Raw genomic sequence first — 15,772 nt, 5'->3', positions numbered from 1 at the left:
GAGCCACCTCGTCGCGGGGGCCGCCCGCCGGGGTGGGGCTGTAGCTCGGCATGGCCGCAGCTTGGAGGACCGGACCCGCCGCTCCGTAGACTTTCGGCTCACGCCGAATCTTCGCAGGGGCCGCCGATGCCGTTCCATCTGCATTTCGAGGAGAGCGATCTGCTCCGCTGCCGGTTCGCCCTCTCCCCGCTCTGGGAGACGCAGGCCGCGGTGCGCACCGTTCTGCGCCCGGGGCAGCACGGCTACCACCAGCCCTGGCTGAGGCGCATCCGGAGCGCCGCCGCGGGCCTCGATCTCGCACCGCTCTGGTTGCTGATGCCGGAGAGCGGGCACAACCCGGACTTTCTCTGCCCGCCGCCGGCCGGGCCCTATACCTCGTTCGAGGAGGAGATCGCCGGTGTGCGCGCCATCGATCCGCTGCTCATCCGTGAGGACCTGGCGCTGGCCCTCACCGACCAGCCGGGGGCGCTGGACTCCCCCGCCGGGCGGGCGATGCTCGCCGATCCCGCGCGGACACTTCGGGAGCTGGCCGCACTGATGGAGCAGGCCTGGCAGGTGCTGGTCGAGCCGGACTGGCCGCGGCTGCGCGCGCTGCTGGAGGCGGATATCGCGTACCACTCGCGCCGCCTCGCCGAGGTCGGCTTCGCCCGGCTGCTGGGCGAGCTGAGCCCCCAGCTGAGCTGGACGGACTCGACGCTCTCGCTGGTCGGGATGAAGGGGCGGCACTCCCGGGTGCTCGGCGGGCAGGGCCTCGTCCTGATGCCGAGCGTCTTCGCCTGGCCGGATGTGGTGAGCGGGTACGAGCCGCCCTGGCAGCCCGCGGTGATCTATCCGGCGCGCGGAATCGGCAGTCTGTGGACGCGGCCCGCGGACCGTACGCCACAGGCGCTCGCGCGGCTGCTCGGGCGAGCGCGGGCCGATGTCCTGTGCGCGCTCGACGAACCGGCCGGGACGAGCGCCCTCGCGCACCGGCTGGGCCTCGCGCCCTCCTCCGTGTCGGAGCATCTGTCGGTGCTGCGCGCGGCGGGGCTGCTCACCTCGCGCCGGTACGGACACCAGGTGCTGTACGAGCGGACGCCGCTCGGGATCGCGCTGGCGGTACCGGAGCACCGCCCGTGGGAGTGACAGAAGCGGGACGAGCCCCCGGCCGTGGGCCGGGGGCTCGTCGGGTCACGCAGTCGGACGGAGCGTCAGTCCGTCTCGGCGAGATACCGCTCGACCGTCTCGACCTTGGAGGTCAGGCCGTCGGTGACGCCGGGGCGGATGTCGGCCTTCAGCACGAGGGAGACGCGTCCGGCGCGGGCCTCGACGGCGGCGACGGCCCGCTTGACGACGTCCATGACCTCGTCCCACTCCCCCTCGATGGAGGTGAACATGGCGTCCGTGCGGTTGGGCAGCCCGGACTCGCGGACGACCCGGACGGCGTCGGCGACGTACTCGCCGACATCCTCACCGACGCCCAGCGGACTGACCGAGAACGCGACGATCACGCGCTGACCACGCCTTCCCGGCGGGCGCGGGCGGCGATGACGCCGTCGGCCTCGTAGCGCTTGAGCACCTTGTCGCCGTACAGCCCGCCGAACGGCAGCAGCGCGAGCAGGAAGAAGAACGCGACGCGCTTCAGCGGCCACTTGGTCTTGGACCAGACATCGAGCAGCAGCACGGCGTAGATCACGAAGAGCACACCGTGGATGATGCCGAGCGGCATCATCAGGAAGTCGATGTCGGAGACCCGGCTGAGGATCGAGCCAAAGATGATCAGCGCAGGGAAGGAGAGCGCCTCGGGAATCGAGATGAGGCGCAGCCGGTGCAGGGCGGTAGCGGTCTTGATGTCCACGAGGGCACCTTCGGTGGGAGGATCGTGACGGCTTGTGAATACAGGCACAAGCGGAACCCATTGTGGCATCGGCACGGGCGGCGCCGGGTGCCGGGGCCCTATGTGTCCGGTCACGTGCCGCCGCCGGGCCCCGGCCCGTTCCGTCGTCGCCCCGTGCGGGATACGTCCCGATTGCGTACGGGTCCCGTACCGGATGCGTATCAGGGGCGGTTCAGGGGGCCCGTTCCTCCCCAGGGCCCTGTCCCGGCCGGGGTCCTGCCGATACCGTCGGTCCGTGGCAATGTTCCGACTCCAAGGCAGCAGAACGCTCGCCGTCGACCTGGCCGGTGACGCCGTCAAGGCGAAGAACGGCTCGATGGTCGCGTACGACGGCCGGATGACGTTCAAGAAGATGACCGGCGGCGGCGACGGCCTGCGCGGCATGGTGACCCGCCGGCTGACCGGCGAGCAGATGACCGTGATGGAGGTGACCGGGCAGGGCACCTGTTACTTCGCCGACCGGGCGAGCGAGATCAGCCTCGTCTCGCTGCACGGCGACAAGCTCTATGTCGAGGCGAGCAATCTGCTCTGCACCGACGCCGGGCTGCGCACCGGAACCACCTTCACCGGCCTGCGTGGCGGGGCGACGGGCAACGGCCTGTTCACCACCACCGTCGAGGGCACCGGGCAGGTGGCGATCATGTCGGACGGTTCGGCCGTGGCGCTGCGGGTCTCGGCCCAGTACCCGCTGTGCGTCGACCCCGGCGCCTACATCGCGCATCAGGGCAATCTGCAACAGCACTTCCAGTCCGGGGTGAACTTCCGGACGCTGATGGGCGAGGGCTCGGGCGAGTCCTTCCAGATCCGGTTCGAGGGCGAGGGACTCGTCTATGTGCAGCCGAGCGAGCGGAACACCATCGGGGGCGATGTCTGATGCCGTTCCGTGAGATCAACTCGAAGATGGTCGAGGCGACGGTGCTCCCCGGCCAGAAGATGTACAGCCAGCGCGGCGCGATGCTCGCCTACCGCGGCGAGGTGTCGTTCACGCCGAACATCCAGGGCGGCCAGGGCGGTGTGATGTCGATGATCGGCCGCCGGGTGGCGAACGAGGCGACGCCGCTGATGACGGTGGAGGGCAGCGGCACGGTGATGTTCGGCCACGGCGGCCATCACATCCAGGTGATCAACCTGTCCGGCGACACCCTGTACGTGGAGGCCGACCGACTACTCGCCTTCGACGGGACGCTGCAGCAGGGCACGATGTTCATGGGTTCGCAGGGCGGAGTGATGGGCATGGTGCGCGGCCAGGTGACCGGGCAGGGCCTGTTCACCACCACCCTCAAGGGGCATGGCGCGGTCGCGGTGATGGCCCACGGCGGGGTGATCGAGCTGCCGATCGCGCCGGGCCGCGAGGTGCATGTGGACCCGCAGGCGTATGTCGCCCACCACGGCGACGTACGCAACAAGCTCTCCACCGCGCTCGGCTGGCGCGACATGGTGGGGCGCGGCTCCGGCGAGGCGTTCCAGCTGGAGCTGAGCGGCAGTGGCGCGGTGTACGTCCAGGCCTCGGAGGAGAAGCTGTGAGCACGCCCGTGGTCTTCGACCCGATGACGCTGCCGTCGGACGACAACGTCAACTCGTACACCTTCTGCGTGGAGCTCAAGGGGAGCCAGTGGTTCCTGCAGAAGGGCAAGATGATCGCCTATTACGGGCGGATCGAGTTCAACGGCATCGGCCACGGCCGCTTCGAGCGGCTGATCCGTACGAGCTTCCACTCGCCGCTGCACGCGAGCGACTGGGTGGTGGCCGAAGGCAGCGGCAAGATGCTCCTCGCCGACCGCGCCTTCGACGTGAACTCGTACGACCTGGAGGACGGGAACCTGACGATCCGGTCCGGCAACCTCCTCGCGTACCAGCCGACCCTGGCACTCAAGCAGTCCATCGTGCCGGGCTTTCTGACACTGATCGGTACGGGAAAGTTCGTGGCCGCGTCCAACGGTCCGGTGGTGTTCATGGAGCCGCCGCTGCGGGTCGATCCACAGGCGCTGGTGGGCTGGGCGGACTGCCCCTCGCCGTGCCACCACTACGACCACGGCTACATGACGGGTGTGATGGGCGGGCTCAGGTCGCTGACCGGGATCGGCGGGACGTCGGGCGAGGAGCACCAGTTCGAGTTCGTCGGGGCGGGTACGGTGCTGCTCCAGTCGACCGAGATCCTGATGCCCGAGCAGCCGACGGGGGCGACGCCGGCGCAGGCCGGGGTGCCGGGTGGTGCGGGTCAACCTGGCTCCGCACCCCGTCTGCCCGGTCAGCTCGGGGACCTCCAACGCCGCTTCGGTTTGTGAACGGTAGTCTGCGGAGTGTGACGTCGAACCGTCTGCACCCCGCACCCGGACCCGTCCACGGGCGAGTGCCGGGCGTCACACTCCCCCACCTTCGTCCGGCTTTCAACTTCTTAGGTAGAATCCATACATGGAGACCGAGACGGCCACACGCTGGCTGAATGACGCGGAGCAGTGCGCCTGGCGCACCCACCTGGACGTCAGCAGGCTGCTGATGCACCAGCTGGAGAAGGATCTCCAGCCGTTCGGCCTGACCAACAACGACTACGAGATCCTGGTGAACCTCTCGGAGTCGGACGACCAGCGCATGCGGATGAGCGACCTCGCCGCCGCGACGCTGCAGTCCAAGAGCAGGCTCTCCCATCAGATCACCCGCATGGAGAACGCGGGACTGGTCCGCAGGGTGAACTGCGAGTCGGACCGCCGCGGACTGTTCGCGGTCCTCACCGATGAGGGTGCGGAGACGATGCGGAAGGTGGCGCCCCACCACGTGGCGTCGGTGCGCAAGCACTTCATGGACCTGTTGACGCCGGAGGCACTGGCGGACCTGCACGCGGCACTGGCGCCGGTCGCGGATCATCTGCGGGGGCGCCGCGGCAAGGTGTGATGCGCGACGGGGGCGGTGTTCAACCGGCGCTCGGCAGCCACAGCTCGAACCGCGCGCCGCCCTCCGGCGCACCGTCCACCGTCAGCCGGCCGCCGTGTCGGGCCGCGACGTCACGGGCGATGGCCAGGCCGAGACCGGCGCCGCCCTCGTCCCGCGTACGGGCGTCGTCCAGGCGCACGAATCGTTCGAAGATCCGCTCGCGCTCGTCCGGCGGCACCCCCGCCCCGTCGTCGGTGACCGCGACGACCACGCCGCCCCGCTCCGCACGCAGCGAGACCGCCACCGCGCGCTCAGCATGACGCTCGGCGTTGTCCAGCAGATTGCCGATCACCCGCGCCAACTGCCCACGCGAACCGGCCACTTCGAACGCACCGGAGTCCGGCACGGACACCGCCACCGGAATCCGGTCGCCGGTGCGCTGCGAGACCTCCTCATGGACCAGCGCGCCCAGATCCAGCGCCGTACGGCCCGGCCGCTCCCCCGCGTCCAGCCGGGCCAGCAGCAGCAGATCGGCCGCCAGCGCCTGCAACCGTACGGTGTCGGCGACGGCGCCCGGCACGTCCAGCAGCTCCGGGTGCGCCGCACCCACCTCCAGCTGGGTACGCAGGGAGGCGATCGGGCTGCGCAGTTCGTGCGAGGCGTCCGCCACGAAGCGCCGCTGCCGGTTCACCGACGCCTCCAGGGCCGTCAGGGTCTCGTTGGTGGTTCGGGCGAGCCGGGCGATCTCGTCGCGCGATCCGGGCTCCGGTACCCGCCGGCTCAGATCCTCGGACGCGGTGATCGCGGCCATCTCGCGCCGGATGCCCTCGACCGGGCGCAGCGCCCGCCGGGTCACCAGCCAGGTGACCCCGGCGACGACGAGCAGCAGCACCGGCAGCCCGATCAGCATCGCCCGGCGCACGGTGCCCACGGCCTCCTGCTCGGCGGCCAGCGGGGCGCCCGCGTGGACGGTCAGGGTCACCCCGGCCGAGGTGGTCGCCCGGACCGACGCGAAGCGGTAGTCGGCCGTGTCCCCGTCGATGGTGGCGGTGCCGTTGCTGAAGTCCGGGTCATCGGAGTCGACTTCACCCCGGCCCGGGATGCCGTGACCGCCGTGGTCGTCGCCGTTGTCGTCGTCGCGTCCGTTGTCATCGCGTCCGTCGTCGCTTCCGTCGTCGCCGGAACCGGTGGAACTTTCCGCGGCCGGTGACGGGGCCGGCCCGACCTGGTCCGTACCGGTGCCGGAGATCGCCCCCAGGTCCTTGGAGACGGCCACCACGCGCCCGTCGTCGTCGGTCACCTGGACCGGATGGTCCTCCTCCTCGCGCATCTCCAGCCGGTCGTACGGCACGTCGAGGGCCAGTTGCCCGGCCACCTCACGGGCCGCCACCTCGGCCTGCAGCCCCGCCTGGTCGGTGAGGTTGGCGCGCAGGACGAGGAGTACGGCGAGCCCGGCGCCGACCAGTGCGACCGCGACCACGACCGTGGCACCGAGTGCGGCCCTGGCCCGTACCGATCTCACAGCGCCTCCAGCCGGTATCCGGCGCCGCGCACCGTACGGATGGCGGCCGCGCCGAGCTTGCGCCGCAGCGCACTGACGTACACCTCGACGATGTTCGGGTCGCCGTCGTAGGCGAAGTCCCAGACGTGTTCCAGGATGTCCGCCTTGCTCACCACCTGCCCGGACCGCAGCGCAAGCTGTTCCAGCACCGCGAACTCCTTGGTGGTGAGGGCGATTTCGGCCGAGCCGAGGTGCACCCGGCGAGCGGCGGTGTCCATGCGCAGGGAGCCGACGGTGACCACCGGCGAGCCGGAACCGCCGCCCCGGCGCCGCAGCAACGCCCGGATCCTGGCCACCAGCACGACGTACGAGAAGGGCTTGGTCAGGTAGTCGTCGGCCCCGGTGTCGAGGCCCTCCGCCTCGTCGTACTCCCCGTCCTTCGCCGTCAGCATCAGGATCGGCACCTCATGGCCGGCGGCGCGCAGGGCGGCACAGACCCGGTAGCCGTTCATCCCGGGCAGCATGATGTCGAGGACGACGAGGTCGTACACGCCCTCGGCCGCCCGGTGCAGCCCTTCGAGACCGTCGTGCACGACATCCACGGCGAAGCCCTCGGCGGTGAGTCCCCCGGCCAGGGACATCGCCAGCCGCTTCTCGTCCTCCACGATCAACAGGCGCATGGGCACAGGGTCCCAAATGGAACCTGAAGACGGCTTCAGGTGGCTTCAGGCTGCGTTCAGCATCACCCCGGCAGTGTGGACCGTGTCGAAACCGGCCACCCGATCAGGGAGGAACCTCATGAAGCGCAAGATCGTCATCGCCGCCGTCACTGCGGCCGTGCTCGTCGGCGGCACAGCCGCCACGGCCGTCGCCTTCGCGGACGGCGACAGCCACGACCGCGGCACCAGGAGCGGCGCGGCGGGCGGCAGCACCGCCCGCGTCGGCGTCGGGGACGCGACCGCGGCCGCCGTCGGGGCCGTCCCGGGCACGGTCACCGAGGCCGAGCTGGACGACGAGGACGGCAGGCCGGTCTGGGAGCTCGATGTGTACGGCTCCGACAAGGTCTGGCACGACGTGACGGTGGACGCGGGCAACGGCAAGGTGCTCGGCAAGCACGTCTCCGACGACGACGGCGATCGCGACCGGCAGGCGCCCAGGTCGGCCCCCGTCTCACTGAAGGCGGCGGTCGACGCCGCGCTCAAGGCGGCACCCGGGACGGTGACATCGATCGAACTGGACGACAGCGACGGCCGGAGCGGCGGAGCGCTGCACTGGGAGGTCGATGTCCGGGGCAAGGACGGAAAGCGGCACGAGCTGAACGTCGACGCCAGGACGGCCGAGGTCACGGCGGACCGGTCGGACGACGGCCATGACCGTCATGACGACGACCACGGGGACGACCGGGACGACCACGACGAAGACTGACGCCCGGGTCCGCCGGACCGTCAGGGCGCGTAGGACAGGACCGTCCCGTCCTCGAAGGCCAGAAAGGCGACGTTCCCCCGCGCGACGAGCGAGACGTACGCCGGATCGACCGACTTGCCCTCGGGCCAGCCGGTCGACGGGTTGCCGGTCCAGCCCGGATCCCCCTCGGCGGCCATGTCGATGACCTCCACCTTGCCCCCGCCCACGACGAGGGCCCTGTCGCCGACCACGGACGGCCTGCCGACGGTTTCCATGCCCTGGCCGCCTTCGTACGTCGCCCAGTACTGCCGCCCGTCGGACAGGCCGAACGCGTACGTCCTCGTCCGGCTGCTCACCACGACCTTGCCGTCATGTGAGAGTGCGGGCCGGTAGGCGATGTCCACGCCCGCGGCGATCGACCGGCGGTTCTGCGGGGCCGTCACGTCGACGACCGTCAGGCCGTTCGAGCCGGAGCAGAGGAGGTCCTTTCCCTTCAGGACCGGCATACGGCACAAGACGTCACCAGCCGCGATGCCACTCAGCCGCGTGCCGTCCGCGCCCTTCAGGACGGTGATGCCGTCGCCTGCCGCGACGAGCCGGCCGTCGGCGAAGGCCAGTGCGGCCTCGGCGGCCGGGTCGTCCCACGTCTTGCGCCACTTGAGTGCGTGCTTGCCGGTGAGTTCACGGGCGAGGATCCGGGCGCCGCCCGTGCCGGTGGCCTTCGTCGCGTAGTAGAGAACTCCACCGGACTGGACGGAATCGGTCACCCGGGTGTCGCCGGGCAGCGGTTCCCGCCACTGCTCGGCCCCGTCGGCGAGGCCACGTGCCAGCAGGGCACCGTCCTGGAAGGCGTACACGGTTGTACCGATGACTGCGGCCACCGAGGCCGGGCCGGTCCCCGTCCTTCCCGGTGGGGTCTGCCAGCGCCGCTCTCCGTTCGCCGCGTCCAGCACGGTGATGCCGCGTGGACCGCCGCAGACCAGTGACGAGTCCGCGAGTACGCACTCCGCCGGACCGTCCTCGATGCTGGTCGCCCATGCCTTCCAGCCCGCCGGCCTGGTCGCGAGATCCGCGGCGGCCGCTCCGAAGTCGCCGGTGTGCCCCGCATCCGCGCCCGGAATGACGACGGGCCCGGCCTTGGTCCGCGCCGCGTCCGAGGCGGAAGCGGTCGGATTCGCCGCGCCACCGCCGGTTCCTCCCGCGTTGTCGTCGCCTCCGCCGTCCCCGCCGAAGAGCCCCGGCAGCAGTACCGCCCCGAGCACCACGCACACCGCGACGGCGGCTGCCGCCAGCCCGATCCACAGTCCCTTGTTCCCCCGACCGTCACCCGGCACGGCCACTGGCACAACGGGGGTCGGGGCGAGGGCGGGCCCACCGCGGTCCGGGGCATGGAACGGGACCGGTGGTGCGGCAAACGACGGCACAGCCGCCTCCGCGGCGGCGCGCGCCCCGGCCGCGTGCGCGGCGAGCAGTCCGCGTATCGATTCCGTCCAGGGAAACGGCCCGTCGGCGGCATCGCCCGCTCTGCCTCCCGGCAGCAGCATCTCCACCAGCTGCCGAGGAGTCGGCCGGGCCTCGGCGTCGCTGTTCAGACACTTCTCGATCACGGCACGCAACTGCGGCGGTACGCCGGACAGTTCGGCCTCGCCCTGGGCGATCCGGAAGATCACGGCCGCCATGTCCGAGTCGTCGAACGGCCCCCGTCCGGTCGCCGCGAAGGCAAGCACCGCGCCGAGACAGAACACATCGGACGCCGGTACGAGAGCGCGTGAGCCGTTGACGTGCTCGGGCGAGATGTAGCCGGGGCTGCCCACCACGACACCGGTCCGGGTCAGCTGGGTGGCGTCAAAGGCCTGGGCGATCCCGAAGTCGATCACCTTCGGACCGCCGGCGCCGAGCAGCACGTTGCCGGGCTTGAGGTCGCGGTGGAGTACGCGTACGGCGTGCATGTCGGCGAGCGCGCGGGCGAGGTCGGCGCCCATCTCCCGTACGACCTGCTCGGGCATCGGCCCGCCTCGGGTCACCGCCTCGGCGAGCGAGGGACCGGGGACGTACTCGGTCGCCAGCCAGGGCAGCCGACCGCTCGCGTCGCCGCCGACGAGGGCCGCGGTGTACGGACTGCGTACGGCACCCGCCGCGTCGATCTCCCTGCGGAAGCGGATCCGGAAGCCGTCGTCGAGGTCGAGATCGGGGCGCACGGTCTTCAGCGCGACCAGCCCGGCGAAGGTGTCCCGCGCACCGGCCGGCCGGGCCAGGTACACCTCGCCCATACCGCCCGCGCCCAGCAGTCCGAGAAGCTGGTACGGGCCGATCAGTGCGGCCCGGCCGGGTGGAAGCGGCTCGATCACTGCGCGGTCCCCTCCATCGTGCGACGGTTCACCTGGGCAGCGGCACCGAGACCGCGGTGCCGTCGTCGTACACGACATGCACGACACCGCCGACCGGCAGCACCTGCGGGTCGAGCAGTTCCTGCTCCAGATCGACGCCGTTGGTGACGGAGTCGTACGTCGGTGTCCTGGTCGGGCCCGGAGCGCCCGGAATCCGGGTCCTGATGAGTGAGCCCAGGGTGCCGTCGGAACGGATCGGGACCGTGTACAGCGTCGTGCTGTCCGCCCACACCACCGTGTCCGCGACGATCAGCGGGTCGGAGACCGGGTTGCTCATCCCCTGCGCCACCTTCCCGCCGAGCGGGAACCGGCCGAGTGCCCGGCCGCCGTCGTGGCCCACGACGACGAGCTCGTCCGGCACGTCCGACTCGTGCTCACTGCTGCGCCGCAATGTGATCACCCGGTCGCCGAGTGCCGTCAGCGTCGCGCCGGCGACGAGCGAGGAGTCCACCGGCACCCGCCCCTGCGCCTGAAGCGTCCCGGCTGCGAACCGCAGCACGGCCACGTCGTTGCCGAAGCGGGAAGGGTCGTCGTTGATGACGTACGTCGCGCAGAAGGCGAAACGACCCCGCACCCGGAGCGAACCGCATCCCGAGTTCGTCCTGTCACCGGCCCCCTGCACAGCCTCGCCTCCGGCCGTGCCCAGCACTGAGCCGTCCTTCGGCCGGAAGGCCTTCGGTGCGTCCTCGCCGACCGCGTACACCACTGTGCCGTCGGTGGCGACCGGCCAGAAGTTGCCCTTCTGGGCGCTGGAGATGTCCTGCGGGGCCAGCGGCTTCTGCCACGTGCGGGCGCCGGTCCTCAGGTCGTACGCGGCGAGCGCCGCGCCCTCGGGCGTCGATGTGGTGGCGGCGAAGACCAGGCCGTCGACGACGACCGGCGCGCTGTCCGGGTCGTGCGCGCCGCCGGACCGGGTCTCCCAACGGACCGTACCGGTCTTCGCGTCCAGCGACTGCAGCCGCCCACCCGCGGCGAGCAGCACGGTGTCGTCGTACACGGTGGGCCGGGTGGCATTGGCCGGCATGAAGAACTGGCCACGGGGGCCCCCAGCCCGCCTTGCCCGTGGTCTGCCCGGTGTCGAGCGTCCACATCCGATGACCGTCGGCCGCCGACACCGCCTCGTACGTACCGTCGACCAGTCGGCAGACCACCACGTCACGGCCCGCGGAACAGCCGAGCGGGGCCGCGGAAAACTTGCCCTGCCAGGACTTCTTCCACCCCGTCGGCCGGACCTCGCGTCCGTACGGGACCGTGCCCGAGCCGTCCGGGCCGCCGTTCTCGTCCACACCGGCCACGATCTCGGCGACCGCTGGTGAACCGCCGCCGGGAGAAGCCTCGTTGGGCGTGGTGCGGTTGTTGCGCCAGGCCAGGATGCCTCCGGTGGCCGCCCCCAGCACGATCAGCGCGGCGAGGACCGCGCCCAGGGCGCGGCGGGAGCGGCGCGGCGGCTGGGCGAGGCCGGGGCCCTGGGTGGGCGCGATGTGCAGTCCCGGGACGAAATCGGTTCCCTGGGTGGGCAGTTGGTGGGGCGCGGCATGGCTTCCGGCGGCCGCTTCGGTCGGTGTGTACCCGGGCAGAAGCGGGGCGCCCAGCGCCATGACCCGGACCAGTTCGCGCTCGTACTCGGCGATGTGCTGCTCCACCGGCTCCGGCCACCGTGCGGCCGCGTCGGGGGTGAGCCGTTGTGCGAGTTCCGCAGCGGTGGGGCGGGAGGCGGGGTCGGCGACCAGGCAGTCCGCCAGGACGGCACGGAGCGCCTCGGGCACATCGCCGAGATCGGCCTCGACGTACTTGACCCGGTAGAGCACGGCGGCGACCGGGCCGTCCCCGAAGGGATCGCGTCCCGTGGCCGCGTAACAGAGTACGGAGGCGAGGCAGAACACATCGGAGGCGGAGACGACGCGTCCGCTGCCCGCCACATGCTCCGGGGACATGAAGGCGGGGCTGCCGACCATGCGGCTGGTGGTGGTGAGCGGGGTCGCGCCCGCATCCCGGGCGATACCGAAGTCGATGAGCCGCGGACCGTCCGACGCGAGCATCACATTGCCGGGCTTCACATCGCGGTGGACGATCCCTGCCGCGTGGACGGCCGCCAGGGCCCGGGCGAGTCCGGCGCCGAGCATCCGGACCTCGGCCTCGTCCATCGCACCCGCCCTGCGGACGGCGGCGGACAGAGTCGGACCGGCCACGTATCCGGTGGCGAGCCAGGGCACTTCGGCATCGGCGTCCCCGTCGAGCAGCAGGGCGAGATGGGGGCCGGCGACGGACCGGGCGACGGTGATCTCCCGTCGGAAGCGGTTGCGGAAGCCGGGGTCCCGGGCCACGTCGCGGCGGACCGTCTTGACGGCGACCGGTTCGCCGCCTCCGTCCCGGGTGCCGAGGAAGACCTCTCCCATGCCGCCCGCGCCGAGCCGGGCCCGTATCCCGTAGGGACCCATCCGTCTGGGCGAGTCCTCCCGCAGCGGACCCAGCATGCGCCACTCCCCCCGTCGGCACGCATGAAACGCCGGACACTCAGTTCACGTATCCGGCCGCAATCCTGCCACGGACACGTCACCGATCGCAGCGCCGGCCGGCACCGAAAGCGCGCCCCCGGACCACAACTGACGCATCTTCAGCAGTGAGGGGCGGAGACACCTGGCGCGACGGTTCCGCACGGGCGACGTACAGACGTCTCCGGACGGTCCGGGAGCGGCCCGCACGCCGCTCCCGGACCCGTCCGGACGGGGATCAGGCCCCGGTGAGTCCTGCCACGAGCTCGTCCGCCGCCGCGTAGGGGTCGAGGCTCCCCGCCACGATGCGTTCGGCGAGCGCGCCGATATGGCGGTCGCCGTGCAGATCGCCGATGCGCTCACGCAGCCGCGTGACGGCGATCGTCTCGACCTCGCGGGCCGCACGGGCCATGCGCCGCTCGGCGAGCACTCCGTGCTCCTCCATCCACGCCCGGTGCTTCTCCAGCGCCTCGACGACCTCGTCGATGCCCTCGCCCCGGGCGGCGACCGTCTTCACGATCGGCGGCCGCCAGTCGCCCGGACCGCGGGACTCGCCGAGGCCCAGCATGTGGTTGAGCTCGCGCGCGGTGGCGTCCGCGCCGTCCCGGTCGGCCTTGTTGACGACGTATACATCGCCGATCTCCAGGATTCCGGCCTTCGCCGCCTGGATGCCGTCGCCCATGCCGGGCGCCATCAGGACGACGGAGGTGTCGGCCTGGGAGGCGATCTCCACCTCCGACTGGCCGACGCCGACCGTCTCCACCAGGATCACTTCGCAGCCCGCAGCGTCCAGCACCCGGATCGCCTGCGGTGCCGACCAGGCGAGACCGCCCAGGTGTCCGCGGGTGGCCATGGAGCGGATGTAGACGCCCGGGTCGGAGGCGTGCTCCGACATCCGGACCCGGTCGCCGAGGAGCGCCCCGCCGGAGAACGGCGAGGACGGGTCGACGGCCAGGACGCCGACCCGCTTGCCTGCCCGCCGGTACGCCGAGACCAGCGCCGACGTCGATGTCGATTTGCCGACACCGGGCGAGCCGGTCAGGCCGACGACGTACGCGTTGCCCGTCAGCGGCGCCAGGGCCGCCATCACCTCGCGCAGCTGCGGCGACGCCCCCTCCACCAGGGAGATGAGCCGGGCCACGGCCCGCGGCCGGCCCGCACGGGCCTGCTCGACCAGGGTGGGGACGTCCACCATCACCGCTCCGTTCACTCGCTGAGTGCTCTACGTGTAGTACGTACTGCTTGCCCGGGCCGTTCCTACTTCGGGACGCGGATGATCAGCGCGTCGCCCTGGCCGCCGCCGCCGCACAGCGCCGCCGCACCGGTGCCGCCGCCGCGCCGCTTCAGTTCCAGCGCGAGGTGCAGCACCACACGGGCGCCGGACATGCCGATCGGGTGACCCAGCGCGATGGCGCCGCCGTTGACGTTCACCTTTTCCGGGGTGACGCCGAGGTCCTTCATCGACTGGACGGCGACCGCGGCGAACGCCTCGTTGATCTCGATGAGGTCGAGGTCCGCGACCTCCAGCCCGTCCTTCTTCAGGGCGTGCTTGATGGCGTTGGACGGCTGCGACTGGAGCGAGTTGTCCGGGCCCGCCACATTGCCGTGGGCGCCGATCTCGGCGATCCAGTCCAGGCCCAGCTCCTCGGCCTTGGTCCTGCTCATGACGACGACCGCGGCGGCGCCGTCGGAGATCTGCGAGGAGGTGCCCGCGGTGATCGTGCCGTCCTTGGTGAAGGCCGGGCGCAGCTTGCCGAGGGACTCCGCGGTCGTCTCCGGGCGGATGCCCTCGTCCTTGGAGAAGAGGACCGGGTCGCCCTTGCGCTGCGGGATCTCGACCGGGGTGATCTCGGCCTCGAAGATGCCGTTCTTCTGGGCGGCCGCGGCGCGCTGGTGGGAGAGGGCGCCGATCTCGTCCTGGTCGGCGCGGTTCAGGCCGAGGCGGGTGTTGTGCTTCTCGGTGGATTCACCCATCGGGATGTTCTCGTAGGCGTCGGTCAGACCGTCGTACGCCATGGAGTCGAGCATCTCGATCGCGCCGTACTTGTAGCCCTCGCGGGACTTCGGGAGCAGGTGCGGGGCATTCGTCATGGACTCCTGGCCACCGGCGACGACGACATCGAACTCACCCGCGCGGATCAGCTGGTCGGCGAGCGCGATCGCGTCGAGCCCGGACAGACACACCTTGTTGACGGTGAGCGCGGGGACGTTCATCGGGATGCCCGCCTTGACCGCGGCCTGGCGGGCCGGGATCTGGCCCGCACCGGCCTGCAGGACCTGGCCCATGATCACGTACTCGACCTGGTCGCCGCCGATACCGGCGCGGTCCAGCGCGGCCTTGATGGCGATGCCGCCGAGATCGGCCCCGGAGAAGCTCTTCAGCGAGCCGAGAAGGCGGCCCATGGGCGTACGCGCGCCCGCGACGATCACTGAGGTGGTACCGGTCGTTCCTGACATGAGCCGCAGCCCCTTGGGATTAGGAGTGAACGAGGGTTTACATGAATGTACTGAGCGGTACCTCGCCCGTCATCCGGCAGCCGGTGTGATCGCGCGCACGTTGCGTAACCATCGGTGTCACGCTGCACTGGTTGCATGCTGACGCGAATCGACCACATCGGGATCGCCTGTTTCGACCTCGACAAGTCCGTCGAGTTCTACCGTTCGACCTACGGTTTCGAGGTGTTCCACTCCGAGATCAACGAGGAGCAGGGCGTCCGGGAGGCCATGCTCAAGATCAACGATACGTCCGACGGCGGTGCTTCCTACCTTCAGCTGCTGGAGCCGACCCGGGAGGACTCGGCCGTGGGCAAGTGGCTGGCGAAGAACGGGGAGGGTGTCCACCACATCGCCTTCGGCACCGCGGACGTCGACGCCGACGCGGCGGACATCCGGGAGAAGGGGGTCAGGGTGCTGTACGACGAGCCCAGGACCGGTTCGATGGGGTCCCGGATCACCTTCCTGCACCCCAAGGACTGCCACGGAGTCCTCACCGAACTCGTCACCTCCGCAGCGGAGCACTGACCTCCGGATACCTGGCCCGGTAGAGTGGGCTGTTCCGGGCCGGGGCCGGGTCGGGGCCGCGCCGCGTCCCCAGCCGTGATCTGTCACCATTCCCCGGGGGACCGTTCACCGGCGAACGGTACTCGCTGGAGAGTTGCGACCAGGGTTGGGGTCTCCCCTGCTCAATGGGGCATCCCCTGCTCGAACGAAGTTGAGAGCTTGGGGAAGAAGTTGAGAGCTCGGG

At 71.1% G+C, this 15,772-nt stretch carries 15 protein-coding genes and 2 pseudogenes; 7 read left to right on the top strand and 10 right to left on the bottom strand.

Translation table 11 applies throughout. The features are described from left to right. Positions 1-126: 126 nt before the first annotated feature. The gene (locus GA0115254_RS30840; protein ID WP_093898566.1) at positions 127-1,125 is read left to right on the top strand and encodes an ArsR/SmtB family transcription factor; all 999 of its coding nucleotides are present in this window, start codon (positions 127-129) and stop codon (positions 1,123-1,125) included. Between the two features lie 65 nt (positions 1,126-1,190). On the opposite strand, the gene GA0115254_RS30835 is transcribed toward GA0115254_RS30840, so the two are convergent. Then, the gene (locus GA0115254_RS30835; RefSeq protein WP_093898565.1) at positions 1,191-1,490 is read right to left on the bottom strand and encodes an MTH1187 family thiamine-binding protein; all 300 of its coding nucleotides are present in this window, start codon (positions 1,488-1,490) and stop codon (positions 1,191-1,193) included. Then, positions 1,487-1,837: a DUF3817 domain-containing protein gene (locus GA0115254_RS30830; protein WP_093898564.1), complete on the bottom strand. Its 351-nt coding sequence runs from the start codon at positions 1,835-1,837 to the stop codon at positions 1,487-1,489. Before GA0115254_RS30830 ends, GA0115254_RS30835 begins: the two co-directional genes overlap by 4 nt. Before the next feature lie 280 nt (positions 1,838-2,117). Between GA0115254_RS30830 and GA0115254_RS30825 the strand changes: the two genes are divergently transcribed. The 4 genes from GA0115254_RS30825 to GA0115254_RS30810 all read left to right on the top strand — a co-directional run bounded on the left by GA0115254_RS30825 (position 2,118) and on the right by GA0115254_RS30810 (position 4,765). Continuing rightward, positions 2,118-2,750, top strand: a complete 633-nt coding sequence (locus GA0115254_RS30825) for an AIM24 family protein (protein WP_093898563.1) — start codon at positions 2,118-2,120, stop codon at positions 2,748-2,750. Continuing rightward, positions 2,750-3,400: an AIM24 family protein gene (locus tag GA0115254_RS30820; RefSeq protein ID WP_093898562.1), complete on the top strand. Its 651-nt coding sequence runs from the start codon at positions 2,750-2,752 to the stop codon at positions 3,398-3,400. The genes GA0115254_RS30825 and GA0115254_RS30820 overlap by 1 nt, the downstream gene beginning before the upstream one ends. After that, a complete protein-coding gene (locus tag GA0115254_RS30815) occupies positions 3,397-4,161 on the top strand; it encodes an AIM24 family protein (protein WP_093898561.1) in 765 nt (254 codons plus the stop codon). Before GA0115254_RS30820 ends, GA0115254_RS30815 begins: the two co-directional genes overlap by 4 nt. A gap of 127 nt (positions 4,162-4,288) precedes the next feature. After that, positions 4,289-4,765: a MarR family winged helix-turn-helix transcriptional regulator gene (locus GA0115254_RS30810; RefSeq protein WP_093898560.1), complete on the top strand. Its 477-nt coding sequence runs from the start codon at positions 4,289-4,291 to the stop codon at positions 4,763-4,765. A gap of 19 nt (positions 4,766-4,784) precedes the next feature. Here GA0115254_RS30810 and GA0115254_RS30805 read toward each other — a convergent pair whose 3' ends face one another. After that, entirely contained in the window at positions 4,785-6,266 is a 1,482-nt protein-coding gene (locus tag GA0115254_RS30805) for a sensor histidine kinase (RefSeq protein ID WP_093898559.1), read from the bottom strand. Further along, positions 6,263-6,925 carry a response regulator transcription factor gene (locus tag GA0115254_RS30800; RefSeq protein WP_093898558.1) on the bottom strand — a complete coding sequence of 221 codons (663 nt, stop codon included), beginning with the start codon at positions 6,923-6,925 and terminating at the stop codon, positions 6,263-6,265. The genes GA0115254_RS30805 and GA0115254_RS30800 overlap by 4 nt, the downstream gene beginning before the upstream one ends. 118 nt (positions 6,926-7,043) lie before the next feature. Between GA0115254_RS30800 and GA0115254_RS30795 the strand changes: the two genes are divergently transcribed. Then, positions 7,044-7,670 (top strand): PepSY domain-containing protein, encoded by a 627-nt coding sequence (locus GA0115254_RS30795; RefSeq protein WP_093898557.1) that lies wholly within the window; start codon positions 7,044-7,046, stop codon positions 7,668-7,670. Between the two features lie 20 nt (positions 7,671-7,690). Here the strand turns inward: GA0115254_RS30795 and GA0115254_RS30790 are convergent, their stop codons facing one another. From GA0115254_RS30790 to GA0115254_RS30770, 6 genes and pseudogenes are all read right to left on the bottom strand, one after another. Next, complete coding sequence (locus GA0115254_RS30790) at positions 7,691-9,997, bottom strand: protein kinase domain-containing protein (RefSeq protein ID WP_093898556.1); 2,307 nt, start codon at positions 9,995-9,997, stop codon at positions 7,691-7,693. Between the two features lie 28 nt (positions 9,998-10,025). Beyond that, positions 10,026-10,610 carry a hypothetical protein gene (locus tag GA0115254_RS30785; RefSeq protein ID WP_141720943.1) on the bottom strand — a complete coding sequence of 195 codons (585 nt, stop codon included), beginning with the start codon at positions 10,608-10,610 and terminating at the stop codon, positions 10,026-10,028. Positions 10,611-10,784: 174 nt separating this feature from the next. Continuing rightward, positions 10,785-11,060: pseudogene (locus tag GA0115254_RS46720) on the bottom strand (PQQ-binding-like beta-propeller repeat protein); the annotation flags it as partial. Positions 11,061-11,724: 664 nt separating this feature from the next. Beyond that, positions 11,725-12,474 (bottom strand): annotated as a pseudogene (locus GA0115254_RS46715) (serine/threonine-protein kinase); the annotation flags it as partial. A 292-nt stretch (positions 12,475-12,766) separates the two neighbouring features. Then, on the bottom strand, positions 12,767-13,723 hold the full coding sequence (gene meaB, locus GA0115254_RS30775; RefSeq protein WP_176740366.1) for a methylmalonyl Co-A mutase-associated GTPase MeaB: 957 nt from the start codon (positions 13,721-13,723) through the stop codon (positions 12,767-12,769). Positions 13,724-13,785: 62 nt separating this feature from the next. Next, positions 13,786-14,985, bottom strand: a complete 1,200-nt coding sequence (locus GA0115254_RS30770) for an acetyl-CoA C-acetyltransferase (RefSeq protein ID WP_093898552.1) — start codon at positions 14,983-14,985, stop codon at positions 13,786-13,788. A gap of 135 nt (positions 14,986-15,120) precedes the next feature. On the opposite strand from GA0115254_RS30770, the gene mce reads away from it, so the two are divergent. Continuing rightward, positions 15,121-15,549 (top strand): methylmalonyl-CoA epimerase, encoded by a 429-nt coding sequence (gene mce / locus GA0115254_RS30765; protein WP_093898551.1) that lies wholly within the window; start codon positions 15,121-15,123, stop codon positions 15,547-15,549. Positions 15,550-15,772: the final 223 nt, after the last annotated feature.

Origin of the sequence: Streptomyces sp. Ncost-T10-10d, from assembly GCF_900091955.1 — a bacterium.
Classification (GTDB): domain Bacteria; phylum Actinomycetota; class Actinomycetes; order Streptomycetales; family Streptomycetaceae; genus Streptomyces.
The sequence above is the reverse complement of the archived record's forward strand: the minus strand, read 5'-3'. Positions and strand labels throughout refer to the sequence as shown.